Origin of the sequence: Paracidovorax valerianellae, assembly GCF_900102625.1 — a bacterium.
In the GTDB taxonomy this organism is placed as follows: Bacteria; Pseudomonadota; Gammaproteobacteria; order Burkholderiales; family Burkholderiaceae_C; genus Paracidovorax; species Paracidovorax valerianellae.
The window spans coordinates 64872-77661 of record NZ_FMZC01000006.1 but is presented as its reverse complement, the minus strand read 5'-3'; the positions used below and the strand labels follow the sequence as shown (position 1 = coordinate 77661).

Below are 12790 nucleotides of genomic sequence, written 5' to 3'. Positions count from 1 at the left end.
TCCCTGCGTGGGGCGCACAACCCAGGCCGTTTCAGCGCCGGCCCGGCCGGGTCATGAACGCCAGGATGAAGCACAGGCACAGCGTCGGCAGGGCCGCGCCCAGCATCGGCGCCACGCGCGGCAGTCCGTGGTAGCAGGCGATCCCCGCGAGCCAGATCCCGACCGGGAGCCACTCCACCTGCCGCGCCGTAGCCAGCGCCTGCTGCACCGGTGCGCCGAACGCCAGCCGGCCGAGGATCACGCCGAAGAGCGGCACGAACACCGAGCTGAGCAGCAGCAGGAATGGCTCCAGGCTGTGCATGGGCAGCACCAGCGCCAGCGCCGTGCACAGCGCCGCCACCGCCAGGCCCCAGCGGCGCACGCCCCATCGCGGCAGCAGGCTGTGGGCCGATACGGCACCCGAATACGCATCGCCATAGGCGTTGTCCACCTCGTCGATGAGGATGAGCGACAGCGCGATCAGCCCGCCCTGGGCCAGCAGCAACGCCGTCACCAGGTCCTGGCTGGGCAGCGTCAGCGCCACCAGCACGCCGAGCGCGTAGCACCATAGATTGGCCAGCGCGTACCCCAGCCACGTACCGCGCAGGGCCGAACGACCGTTCGTGCCGTGGCGTGCGTAGTCCGCCACCAGCGGCAGCCAGGAGATCGGCATGGCGATCACCAGGTCCAGCGCCGGCAGCACGCCCATGCCGCCTTCGCCGGGCCGATTCCATAAGGTGGCGAAGCCTTGGGCCTGAGCCAGCGACACGAACTGCCAGCTCAGCCAGAGCAGCGACAGCACGACCAGTGGCAGCGCGATGCGCGCGATCAGCCGGCGCACCAGTTGCACCATGGACCCGCTGATGAGCAGCATCACCACGCCGCCCCACAGCAGCGTGCCCAGCACCGGCCAGTGCGCGCCTGCCATGGCGCCGGCTTGCCGGCCGATGGCCACGGTGGCGTCGCGCATCACCACCAGTTCGAACGCGCCCCAGCCCGCCAGTTGCACGATGTTGAGCACTATGGGCAGGCCCGCGAACGCCCGGCCGTACACCGCATGCATGAGCCCCGCGCTCGCCAGGCCGCTGTCGCAGCCGATCTTGGCGACCCAGCCGAGCAAGCCGGCACCGATCAACGAGCCCGCCACGATGGCGGCCAGCGCCTCGCGCGTGCCCAGGGCCGGCATCAGGTACGCGCCCACCTGCATCACCAGCAACCCGACGCCGAGGCTGAACCACAGCGAGGCATGGTCGCCGAAGCGGAAGACGCGGCGGTCGGCGCTGACCGGAATCAAAGCGTCGTTGGCATTGGCCGGCGCAGGCGAGGCTGCGGCAGCAGCGGAGGGCGAAGGTGGCATGGATGCTCCGTGAATGGCAGAGCAGGGGCGCGGGCCGCTGGCTGGCCCGTTGGCGCGCAAAGAGCAGCGCAAGGGGCGTGGCGACGGGAGGCTGCTTCCCTGCGCGAGGATGACCTCAACAGGTTCAAAGGGACTTTCTCAGCCGCTGCCTTGTCACGGGCGGCGGCACCCCTAGCGAAGCCGCGATTCTAGGGCGCGGAAGCCGCCGGCGCGGCCACTCCCAGCCGCTGGTGCAGCCGGGCACTGGTGGTGGTGTATTGGAGCGCCACGGGCGCGCCGGACAGATACTCGGCGGCGCCGAAGGCCGCCAGCGTGGCCTCGTGGAAGCCGCACAGGATCAGCTTGCGCTTGCCAGGGTAGGTGTTGATGTCGCCCACGGCGTGGATGCCCTGGATGGCGGTGCGAAACGCCGCGGTATCGACCACGAGCTGCTTGCGTTCCATGGCCAGGCCCCAGTCGGCGATGGCGCCCAGGCGCGGAGAAATGCCCAGGCAGGCGATCAGCACGTCGAGCGCAAGTCGCAGGGGCTCGCCGTCCGCGCCGATGAGCTGCAGCGCGGCCAAGCGGTCGCTCTGCACCTCTATGCCGGTGATCTGCCCGGCCACGACGGTGATGCGGCCAGCGTCGCGCAGGGCCTGCAATTGCTGAAGGGCTTCGGGCGCTGCCTGAAAGGCGTCGCGCCGGTGCAGCAGGGTCACGCTGGCGGCTGCCTGCGGGCCGGGCTGTGCGCAGGCGATGGCGCGTGCGACCGCGGTGTCTTCGCCGCCATGCACGACCACATGCCGGCCGGCAGTGTCTGCCGCATCGTCCTGGTAATGCAGTTGCGTGCCTTCGAAGCGCTCGATGCCCTCGGCCTTCACGGCCCGCGGCACGAAAGCGCCGACGCCTGCCGCGATGAAGACGGTGCGGGCCAGCAGTGGCGTGCCCGCGGTGGTCTGGAGCAAAAGCCGCCCGTCGGCCTGCGGTGCCAGCGTGGCCACGCGCTGGCCCAGGTGCAGGGTGGGCTGGAAGGGAGCGATCTGTCGCTGCAGCAGCGCGACGAGTTCGCGCCCGGTGCAGACGGGAATGCCGGGAATGTCGTAGATCGGCTTGTCGCCGTACAGCTCGGCGCACTGGCCGCCCACGTGGGGCAAAGCGTCAACCACATGGGCCGCGATGCCCTGCAGCCCGAGCTGGAACACCTGGAACAGCCCGACCGGCCCGGCGCCGATGACGACGGCATTGGTTTCGATGGGGCTGGGTGCAGCAGGGGTCACGGTCGGCAGCGTCGTGTGCGGGATCGGTCGAGCCAGCAGCCGCGGGCTCAGCGGATCAGGTCGGCCACCTTGCCGGGCTTGCCGTTCCACTCGTCGGCATCGGGCAGCGGCGCCTTGCGTTTGGTGATGCTCTTGAACTGCGGCGACAGGTCGGCGTTGATCTTGATGAACGCGATCTGGTCGGGCGGCAGGTCTTCTTCGGCAAAGATCGCGTTGGCGGGGCACTCGGGAATGCACACGGCGCAGTCGATGCACTCATCGGGGTCGATCACGAGGAAGTTGGGGCCTTCGCGGAAGCAGTCCACGGGGCACACGTCCACACAGTCGGTGTACTTGCACTTGATGCAGTTTTCGGAGACGACGTGAGTCATGGGAGGAGTTGTCGTTGGATCGGGGGTAACCCGCGATTTTAGGGCGTTTCAGGAAGCGGCCGGGGCCGCCCCTGCAACGGCAAGGGATGGTGCGCCGGCAGTCAGACCACCGGAACGTTCACGAGCACCGCGCCGGCCGTCTTGTGGCTGGCCGTGTCGACGAGGATCAGCGAGCCCAGAACGCGCGCCTGGGTGAACGGCGCAGCAGGCAGGGGCTCTTGTAGCAGCAGGTCCACGTGACCGATGGCGTTGGGATCGAGCTGGGTGGCGTCTTCCTCGGCCAGGGTGTGGATGTTGAGCTTGTGCACCACGCGCTGCACCTTCGCCTTCACCCAGCGGTGGCCGTGCAAGGCCCAGTAAACGCGGCCGGCGACGAGCGGCTCGTCATCCATCCACGCAACGGTGGCGCGCAGGTCGCGCCGGCCGGGCCAGGACGGCGTCGATGCCGGGGTGTCGAAATCGTCGGCGGCCACGGCGGCAGGTTGCGGCGCGGCGATGATCCAGTCGCCGCGCGACACGTCCACCTCGCGGTCGAGCACGATGCCCGCGCTCTGGCCGGCAGGCACGCCGACGGGGCGGCGGGCGTGGTCCAGGACCTGGGCCACGGTCGCCTGCTGACCGCTCGGGAACACCTGCACGGCGGTGCCGGGCGCAACGCTGCCGGCGGCCACGCGGCCCCAGAACACGCGGCGGCCCTGCGAGGTATCGGCTGAGGACGAGAACTTCTCGACCCACTGCACGGGAAAGGCCAGCGGCAGGCCGACATCGGTAGGCGTGTTGGGCAATTGCTCCAGGATCTGCAGCAGGCTCGGGCCTTCGTAGCCGCACCAGCCGGGGTTCGCATCGACCACGTTCCAGCCCTTGAGCGCGGACACCGGCACCGTCGCCCGCGCGGCGATGCCCGCGGCCTGCGCGAAGGCGCCGAGCGCGTCGCGGATGTGGCGGAAGGCGAGCGCGGGGTCTTCCACCGCGTCGAGCTTGTTCACCGCGAACACCAGCGAATGCACGCGCAGCAGGTGCACCAGCAGCGAATGGCGGCGCGTCTGCGCGAGCAGTTCAAGGGCGGGGTTCTTCCAGTCGAGCTTGGTCGCATCGACCAGCACCACGGCGGCATCGGCGCTGCTCGCGGCGGTGACCATGTTGCGGGTGTACTGCTCATGGCCCGGAGCGTCGCCGATGATGAATTTGCGCGCTTCGGTGGCGAAGTAGCGGTAGGCCACGTCGATGGTGATGCCCTGTTCGCGCTCGGCCGAAAGGCCGTCGGTCAGCAAGGCCAGATCGGTCTCGCCCTGGCGCTGCACACCGGCCAGGTGGTCCTGCAGCACGGCCTTGCTGTCCACCAGCAGGCGGCCGATGAGCGTGCTCTTGCCGTCGTCCACCGAGCCGCAGGTGATGAACTTCAGCGCCGATACGGGTTCGTTTTGGCCCGCTGCCACCGGATTGCTTGCCTGTGCTGCTATCGAATTGGTAGTGGTGGTCATCAGAAGTACCCGTCTTTCTTGCGCTTTTCCATCGAGGCGTCGGAGGTTTTGTCGTCCATGCGCGTCGCGCCGCGCTCGCTCACGTCGGCCGCCAGGGTCTCGATCACGATGTCGGCGGCTGTGGCGGCCGGGCTCTCCACCGGGCAGGTGCAGGTGATGTCGCCCACGGTGCGAAAGCGCACGTCGCGCGTTTCCACCGTTTCGCCGTCGCGGGGCGGGGTGAGGTCGGTCACCGGCACGAGCAGGCCCTTGCGCTCCACCACCTGGCGCTTGTGGGTGTAGTACAGCGAAGGCAGCGCGATCTGCTCGCGGTCGATGTACTGCCACACATCGAGCTCGGTCCAGTTGCTGATCGGAAAGACGCGAAAGTGCTCGCCGGGCGCCAGGCGCGTGTTGAACAGCGTCCACAGCTCGGGGCGCTGGGCCTTGGGCTGCCATTGGCCGAAGCTGTCGCGGTGCGAAAAGATGCGCTCTTTGGCGCGGGCCTTTTCCTCGTCGCGGCGGGCGCCGCCGATCAGCGCATCGAAGCGGAATTCGTCGATGGCCTCCAGCAGCGTGACCGACTGGTGCACGTTGCGGCTTTCGCCGGGGTGCGCCAGCCGCACGGTGCCGCGCGCCATGGAGTCTTCCACGCTGCGCACGATGAGCTCGGCGCCCAGTTCCTTGGCCCGGAAGTCGCGGAAGTCGGTCACTTCCGGGAAATTGTGGCCCGTGTCGATCATCAGCAGCGGGTACGGAATGCGGCCCGCGCCAAAGGCCTTTTCAGCGCACTTGAGCATCACCAGCGAGTCCTTGCCGCCCGAAAACAGCAGGGCGGGCCGCTCGAAGGCGGCGGCCACTTCGCGCAGGATGAAGATGGTTTCTTCTTCCAGCGCGTCCAGGTGGCGGTTGCTGAGGTGGCTCAGCACATGGGGTTCGGTGCGGGCATTCATGCGGTGGATCTCGGTGGGGGTGTCGGCGTGCGGCGCGGGGCTCGGCATCGATGGCGTCGTGGGTCAGGCAGCGTCGCGAAAGTGCGGCAGCGGGTGCGTCACGTCGCCTTGGTAGAAGGCGTGGAAGCGGTCGAGCTGGCGCTGCGCATCGGCCATGTCCACGCCTTCGCGCAGCACGGCCACGTCGAAGCCGCAGCGGGCCATCTGCACCAGCTGGTCGATGAGCACGTCGCCCGTCGCGCGGATCTCGCCCGCGAACTTCAGGCGCTGGCGCAGCAGCCGGGCCTGGCTGAACGCCCGGCCGTCGGTGAATTTCGGGAAGTGCAGGTCGATGCGCGTCACGCCGGCAAGGTCTTGCGCGAGCGGGTCGGCGTCGTTGGCCAGTTCAAGAACGTTTTGGCCTTCCGCGCTGGTGCTGTGTGCGCTGGCAGCTATTATTTTCATAGTGATTTTGGGGTCGTGGGTCTGCGGCGGGGCTCAGGCGGAAAGGGCTTCGGCGGGATGCCGCGCGGCGTTGGCGGCGGCCTTGAAGGGCTCGATGCCGACGCGGCGCACCGTGTCGATGAAGTTCTCGTGCCGTGGGCCGTTGACGGCGTCGGTGACCGGCAGCCGCTCGGTGCGGTAGGTGGCCAGCAGCGCTTCGATCACGCCGGGCACTTCGCTGGCGCTGAACGACGGGCCGATGATCTTGCCGGGGATGGCCGGGCCGGAGAGGGTCGTGCCGTCGGCGCCGCCCAGGGTGATCTGGTACCACTCCTTGCCGTCCTTGTCGACGCCCAGGATGCCGATGTGGCCGCTGTGGTGATGGCCGCAGCTGTTGATGCAGCCGCTGATGTGCAGGTCGATCTCGCCCAGGTCCCACAGCTCGTCCAGGTCCTGGTAGCGCTCGGTGATGGCTTCGGCGATGGGCAGCGAACGGGCGTTGGCCAGCGAGCAGAAGTCGCCGCCGGGGCAGGCGATCATGTCGGTCAGCAGGCCGATGTTGGGCTTGGCCAGGCCCAGTGCCTTCGCGGCCTTGTACAGCTCGGGCAACTGGTCGCGGCGCACCCAGGGCAGCAGCAGGTTCTGTTCGTGCGTCACGCGGGCCTCGCCACCGGAGAAGCGGTCGGCCAGGTCGGCGGCGGCTTCCAGCTGTTCGGCGGTGGCGTCGCCCGGGGCGTAGCCCAGGCGCTTGAACGACAGCACGACGGCGCGCAGTTGCGGGTGGCGGTGCGGCATCACGTTGCGCACCAGCCAGCGGCCGAAGTCCTGGTCGTTCTCGGCGGCGGTGCGCAGCAGGGCCACGGTTTCGGCTTCGGCATCGGCCGGGCGCAGGTCCAGATCGGGCTCGCGGAACGATGCGGTCACACGGTCCAGCTCGGCCTGGGTGATGGTGTGCGGGCCGCCTTCGACCTCGACGATCTGCCGGAACTCTTCCTCCACCTGGTCGATGTAGGTCTGGCCTTCGGACTTGACGAGGATCTTGATGCGCGCCTTCCAGGCGTTGTCGCGGCGGCCGTAGCGGTTGTAGACGCGAATCACCGCTTCCAGGTAGTTCATGAGCTGGTTCCACGGCAGGAACTCGCGCAGCACCGGGCTGATGACCGGCGTGCGGCCCATGCCGCCACCGGCGCGCACGCGAAAGCCCAGCTCGCCCGCGTCGTTCTTGTGCAACTGCAGGCCCACGTCGTACCAGCCCAGGGCGGCGCGGTCTTCGAGGGCGCCGTTGAGCGAGATCTTGAATTTGCGCGGCAGGAAGGCGAACTCGGGGTGCAGCGTGCTCCACTGGCGCAGGATTTCGCAGAAAGGCCGTGGGTCGGCGATCTCGTCGGCGGCGATGCCGGCCAGCGCGTCGCTGGTGATGTTGCGGATGCAGTTGCCGCTGGTCTGGATGCCATGCAACTGCACGGTGGCCAGCAGGTCCATCACGTCGGCGCTCTTGTCCAGCGGAATCCAGTTGTACTGCACGTTGGTGCGCGTGGTGAAGTGGCCGTAGCCGTACTTCAGCTGGGTGCCGATGCGCCGGCCGTCGTGCAGGGGAATGTCGCCCAGCTTTTCCTGCGTGGCCTGGGCCTCGGCCAGCAGCGCGGCATCGGGCTGGTCGTATTCGCGGGCGACCTTGGCCAGCACGCGCAACTGGGCGCTGGACAGCTCGCCGTAGGGCACGGCAACGCGCAACATGGGCGCATAACGCTGCACGTACCAGCCGTTTTGCAGGCGCAGGGGCTTGAACTCGTCGCCCGAGAGCTTGCCCGTCTGGAAGCGTTCGAGTTGGTCGCGGTACTGCTCGGCGCGCAGCCGGATGAATTCACGGTCGAAGTCTGTGTATTGGTACATCGTGGGTCACTCAGATCAAAACCAGTTTGGCGCCCGCCCAGGCGAGCAGCACGGAAAGGGCCGAGCGGATCAACCGCTCCGGCGCGCGGGAAACAAGGCGCGAGCCCAGCCAGATGCCGGGCAGCGATCCCGCCAGCAATTGGACCAGAAGCGGCCAGTCCACGGAGCCGAGCGAGGCATGCCCCAGGCCGGCCACCAGCGTGAGCGGCACGGCGTAGGCGATGTCGGCGGCGATGATGCGCGGCAACGGCAGCAGCGGAAACACCATCAGCAGCACGGTCACGCCGATGGCGCCGGCACCCACCGACGTGAAAGTGACCAGCGTGCCGATCACCGCGCCCAGCAGCACCGGCAGGCTCCAATGGCGGGGGCGGGCGGCGGCTTCGCCGGCCTCGGCGCGGGCTTCCCGGTCGGCCGCCTGCCGCGCCGGGGAGAAAACGAACGCCTTGTAGAGCATGGCCGCGGCCGTCAGCAGCAGGGCGACGCCAAGCGTGGTGGTCATGATGCGCTGAGCGGTGCTGCTGCTGGGACCCATCACCTTCAGTGCCCACAGCGACAGCAGCGCCGCCGGCACGCTGCCCGCGCACAGCAGGCCCACCACGCGCCAGGGCACCAGCCGCTGGCGCGCCAGGCTGACGGTGCCACGCATCTTGGTGAAGGCGGCAAAGAGCAGATCAGTGCCGATCGCCAGGTGCGGCTTGACGCCGAAGAAAAAGATCAGGATGGGCGTCATCAGCGAGCCGCCACCGACCCCGGTGAGGCCGACGATCAAGCCCACCGCGAAGCCCGCGAAAACGAACGCCAAATCATGCATGCGGGCGAATGTAGGCGCAGTCCTTATGGAAACAAACGATTGTTTTTTCCTGCCGTTATGCGGATAAGCTTATTCCGCAGTGTTGGCGCGGGTTTGCGGAGGGTTTTAAGCGCCGGACGGCTTAAAGCCGCTCGCTGCCCAGCGCTCGCGCCAAGCGTGCGTCCAGCGGCAGCGGCTCGCCGTGCAGCCGCGCTGCGATCAATTCGCCGCACAGCGGCGCCAGCGTGAGCCCGCGGGCGCCCATCGCCGTACACACCCACAGGCCGGGAAAGGCCTGCGGGTCCACCGGGCCAGCGATCGGCAGGCGGTCGGGCGAGGTGCATCGCACGCCTGCCCAGGCTTGAACGGATGGCTGGTCATGCGCTGCAGTGCCCGCCACATCAGCCGGCGCGGCGAAGGCTTGCTCAAATGCCGGTGCCAGTCGGCCTGCCACCTCAGGCAGAAGGGTTTGCAGTTTCTTCCAGTTGGCGGCATGGGAGGCGGCGGTCTCAAAGCCGCTCAGCGGAAGCTGAGTCACGTCGCGTTCGAAGGTGGATCCGGCGTACCAGCGCCGGGCGCCGTTCGCTTCCGGAATGTGGGGCACCAGATTGCCGCTGCCATTGACCGGAAACGGCGGCCATACCCCGGGTGCAGCGTCTGCGGCGCCGTGCTCTGCCCAGGACACCTGGCCGCGCAAAGGCTGCAGCACCCAGGGGTCGTCCAGCAGCGGCATGCTTTGCGGCCCGGCGGCGACGAAGACGAACGGTGCCTGGGCCAGCACCGCGCCGTGCGCGTCGATCGCCTGCCAGTTCACCGTGCCATCCTGGCTTGCGGGGCCGCGCCGCAGTCGCTCCACCAGCGCGTCGCCTTGCCATGCGATGGCCGGGTGATCGAGCATCGCCCCGATCCATTGCGCCGGGCGAACCCAGCCGGCCCGTGCATGCCAGCAGGCGACAGCGCCCTTCGGCAAGCCGGCCTGGCGCAACGTTTCCGCATCGGCCGGGCGGCTCCAGTCGCCGCCTGCGCCATCGGCCCAGGCGGCCGGCACGCCCGGGCTGCCGTCCACGCGATGCTCCAGCACCCCGCAGGGGTTCCAGGCCTCGCCGTGAGGCAAGGCCGACAGCGCCTGCAGGGTGGTGCGAACGCCGCTGCGCGACAGGCGCGAAAGCACGCTGTCGTCGGGCGAGACGTGGGGAGCGAACAGGCCGGCGGGCAGGCCGGAAGCGCCGCTGGCTGGGGCAGCCGCGCGGTCCAGCACCCGCACCTTCCACCCGCGCCGCGCCAGGCTGGCGGCCACCGAAGCGCCTGCCAGGCCCGCGCCGATCACCAGGCATTCGGAAGGCGCAGCCACTTCGACGGGTGGCGGGGCGTTGCGTGCGGCGCGCGGCTCCCACGCGGGGTCGAACGTGGCCTGCAGGTTGTCGCGCTTGGGCGGCACGCCGGGCACCTTCGCCACCAAAAAGCCGCACTGGGCCAGGGTGTCGCGCACCGCCCGCGCGATCGTCCAAGTGGCCAGGCGCGTACCGCGGCGGCAGCAGCGCGCCACAGCCTTCAGGGTGTGTTCATTCCAGATTTCGGGGTTGCGCTGCGGGCTGAATCCGTCCAGGTACACCGAGTCGGCCACGGGCATCTGCTGGCGCAGCATGGCCTGCGCGTCGCCCACATAGAGCGTGAGCAGCACGCGGCCTTGTTCGAACGACAGGCGGTGCACACCGGGAAGCAGGCCCCAGAACTGGTCGTGCAACTGCTGCGCGAGCGGTGCCAGTTCTGGGTGGGTGACGCCAGCGCGCAGCAGATCGGCCGCCGCCACGGGAAACGCCTCGCACGAGGCGAAGTGCAGCAGGGCGGGGCGGTCAGGGTCGGCGCGCCAGGCTGCCCAAGTCACGAGGAAGTTGAGGCCGAGGCCGAAGCCCGTCTCCAGAATTCGCCAGCGGGTTTGTCCGGCCCAGGCTTGTGGCAGGCCGCAGCCGTGGAGGAATACGCGGTGGGCCTGGTCCAGGCCACCGTTTTCACTGTGGTAGCGGTCGCCGAATCGCGGGCTGTAGGGGGTGCCGTCGGCCAGCCAGTCGATGGGCTCGGTCATGGACCGCGGAGGGCTCAGGCGCTGGGGGGCACGTAGCCTTGGGCGGCGTCGGCGCCTTCGCCGAAGAAGTGCTGCTCCATCTGGCGGGCCAGGTACTGGCGGGCGCGGGCGTCGGCCAGGTTCAGGCGGTTTTCATTCACCAGCATCGTCTGGTGCTTGAGCCAGGCCGCCCAGGCTTCCTTGCTGACGCTTTCCCAGATGCGCTTGCCCAGATCGCCGGGGTAGGGAGGAAAATCGAGGCCCTCGGCTTCTTTGCCGAGCTTGATGCATTGAACGGTACGTGCCATGGGAAAAGGGTCCTGGAAATCGTTGGGTTAGATGTTTTAGGTATTTAAAACTGAAATTTCAGTAGTTCCAGTTTTGAAGAGGGACTTTCAGAATGCGTTGCTTCGGTGATTCGCACCGGATCGCATCCACACAAGAAAGCCTCTCATGAACGTTCGCCGCGACTTTATCAAGTTTCCTCTGGCTGCCGCCCTGTGGGCCGGTTTGGCCCTCACGGCATTGCCGTCGTTTGCCCAGCCGGTGCAGTTCCTGAACGTGTCGTACGACCCCACCCGCGAGCTGTACGTCGAGTACAACCAGGCGTTCGCTAAATACTGGAAGGCCAAGAGCGGGCAGGACCTGGCCATCAAGCAGTCGCATGGCGGCTCGGGCAAGCAGGCGCGTTCGATCATCGACGGCATCGACGCCGACGTGGCCACCCTCGCGCTGGGCGGCGACATCGACGCGCTGGTCACCCATGGCGGGCTCGTCAAGGCCGATTGGCAAAAGCGGCTGCCGCGCAACTCTGCGCCCTACACCTCGACCATCGTGTTCCTGGTGAAGAAGGGCAACCCCAAGGGCCTGAAAGACTGGGACGACCTCGCCAAGCCCGGCGTGCAGGTGATCACCCCCAACCCCAAGACCTCCGGCGGCGCCCGCTGGAACTACCTGGCCGCCTGGGAATTCGCCAAGCGCAAATACGGCGGCGAAGCCCAGGCCAAGGACTTCGTGGCCAAGCTGTACAGCAACGTGCCCGTGCTGGACACCGGCGCGCGCGGCTCCACCATCACCTTCGTGCAGCGCGGCGTGGGCGACGTGCTGCTGGCGTGGGAGAACGAGGCCTTCCTGGCGCTGAAGGAATTCGGTCCAGAGAAGTTCGAGATCGTCGTGCCGTCGATTTCCATCCTGGCCGAACCGAGCGTGGCCGTGGTCGACAAGAACGTGGACAAGAAGGGCACCCGCGCCGTGGCGGAGGAATACCTCAAGTACCTGTACTCCGACGAAGGCCAGGACATCGCCGGAAAGAACTTCTACCGCCCCACCGGCGACAAGGCCAAGGCCAAGTACGACAAGCAGTTCCCCAAGCTCACGCTGGTCACCATCGACCAGGCTTTCGGCGGCTGGGCGAAGGCCGACAAGGCGCACTTTGCCGATGGCGGCAGCTTCGACCAGATCTACACGAAGAAGTGACGACCAGGACGACGACGCCTGAATCCTGTCGCCAGACCCTGTCGCTCACGCCAGAAAGCCCTCCATGTCCGTTCTTCTGATCGCCGGCAGCCCTTCGGAGCGTTCCCGCTCCGCCGCCTTGCTGGACACCGTGTCGCAGCGCCTGTCGGTGCGCGGTGCGCTGGTGCAGCGCCTGCACATCCGCGACCTGTCGCCCCAGGCGCTGCTGCTGGCGGACACGGGGCACCGCTCCATCGCCCATGCGGTGGAAAGCGTGGCCGAAGCCAGCGTGCTGGTGGTCGCCACGCCGGTGTACAAGGCGGCCTACAGCGGCGTGCTGAAGGTCTTTCTGGACCTGCTGCCGCAGACGGCGCTGAAGGGCAAGACCGTGTTGCCGCTGGCGACCGGCGGCAGCGCCCACCACATGCTGGCGCTCGACTATGCGCTGCGGCCCGTGCTGCAGTCGCTGGGCGCCAAGCACATCCTGCCGGGCATCTACGCCACCGATGCCCAGGTCACGCTCACGCCAGAAGGCGCCTACGAAGTGGGGCACGACGTGTCCGACCGCCTGGACGATGCCGTGAACGTGCTGATCACCGAAACCCTGCGGCCCGCACCCGCCCAGGCCACGCGGTTCGCCCCGGTCCATTTCTCTCAGGTGCGATGTAGCGTCTGACGCACCCGGGTGATGGGGCCGCCGATGCAGGCCGCACCGCCCCCCATTTCCTTCCCTTCTTCCCGTTTTGAGAACCCGCCAGCCGCGGGGTGGGCCGCCGCATTGCTGCCCG

The 12790-nt window shown here is 68.3% G+C and carries 12 protein-coding genes; 2 read left to right on the top strand and 10 right to left on the bottom strand.

What is annotated here, in order from left to right; genetic code table 11:
• Positions 1-31 precede the first annotated feature (31 nt).
• The 10 genes from BLT03_RS11550 to BLT03_RS11505 form a co-directional block, all read right to left on the bottom strand.
• A complete protein-coding gene (locus BLT03_RS11550) occupies positions 32-1336 on the bottom strand; it encodes a purine-cytosine permease family protein (protein WP_092743744.1) in 1305 nt (434 codons plus the stop codon).
• Positions 1337-1524: 188 nt separating this feature from the next.
• Positions 1525-2592: an NAD(P)/FAD-dependent oxidoreductase gene (locus BLT03_RS11545; RefSeq protein ID WP_092743742.1), complete on the bottom strand. Its 1068-nt coding sequence runs from the start codon at positions 2590-2592 to the stop codon at positions 1525-1527.
• A gap of 47 nt (positions 2593-2639) precedes the next feature.
• Entirely contained in the window at positions 2640-2963 is a 324-nt protein-coding gene (fdxA, locus tag BLT03_RS11540) for a ferredoxin FdxA (RefSeq protein ID WP_092743740.1), read from the bottom strand.
• A gap of 101 nt (positions 2964-3064) precedes the next feature.
• Positions 3065-4444: a sulfate adenylyltransferase subunit 1 gene (locus BLT03_RS11535; RefSeq protein WP_092743738.1), complete on the bottom strand. Its 1380-nt coding sequence runs from the start codon at positions 4442-4444 to the stop codon at positions 3065-3067.
• Complete coding sequence (cysD, locus tag BLT03_RS11530) at positions 4444-5376, bottom strand: sulfate adenylyltransferase subunit CysD (protein ID WP_092744000.1); 933 nt, start codon at positions 5374-5376, stop codon at positions 4444-4446. The genes BLT03_RS11535 and cysD overlap by 1 nt, the downstream gene beginning before the upstream one ends.
• 63 nt (positions 5377-5439) lie before the next feature.
• Positions 5440-5820 (bottom strand): DUF934 domain-containing protein, encoded by a 381-nt coding sequence (locus tag BLT03_RS11525; RefSeq protein ID WP_092743736.1) that lies wholly within the window; start codon positions 5818-5820, stop codon positions 5440-5442.
• A 33-nt stretch (positions 5821-5853) separates the two neighbouring features.
• Complete coding sequence (locus tag BLT03_RS11520; protein WP_092743734.1) at positions 5854-7692, bottom strand: nitrite/sulfite reductase; 1839 nt, start codon at positions 7690-7692, stop codon at positions 5854-5856.
• A gap of 10 nt (positions 7693-7702) precedes the next feature.
• The gene (locus BLT03_RS11515; protein ID WP_092743732.1) at positions 7703-8506 is read right to left on the bottom strand and encodes a sulfite exporter TauE/SafE family protein; all 804 of its coding nucleotides are present in this window, start codon (positions 8504-8506) and stop codon (positions 7703-7705) included.
• 121 nt (positions 8507-8627) lie between these two features.
• Positions 8628-10568 (bottom strand): bifunctional tRNA (5-methylaminomethyl-2-thiouridine)(34)-methyltransferase MnmC2/FAD-dependent 5-carboxymethylaminomethyl-2-thiouridine(34) oxidoreductase MnmC1, encoded by a 1941-nt coding sequence (gene mnmC, locus BLT03_RS11510; RefSeq protein ID WP_092743730.1) that lies wholly within the window; start codon positions 10566-10568, stop codon positions 8628-8630.
• 14 nt (positions 10569-10582) lie between these two features.
• Positions 10583-10855, bottom strand: coding sequence for an oxidative damage protection protein (locus BLT03_RS11505; RefSeq protein ID WP_092743728.1), 273 nt, complete (start codon positions 10853-10855; stop codon positions 10583-10585).
• Between the two features lie 145 nt (positions 10856-11000).
• On the opposite strand from BLT03_RS11505, the gene BLT03_RS11500 reads away from it, so the two are divergent.
• Both BLT03_RS11500 and ssuE read left to right on the top strand, forming a co-directional pair.
• Entirely contained in the window at positions 11001-12023 is a 1023-nt protein-coding gene (locus BLT03_RS11500) for a sulfate ABC transporter substrate-binding protein (RefSeq protein WP_092743726.1), read from the top strand.
• A 64-nt stretch (positions 12024-12087) separates the two neighbouring features.
• A complete protein-coding gene (ssuE, locus tag BLT03_RS11495) occupies positions 12088-12678 on the top strand; it encodes an NADPH-dependent FMN reductase (protein WP_092743724.1) in 591 nt (196 codons plus the stop codon).
• The last annotated feature ends 112 nt before the right edge of the window (positions 12679-12790 follow it).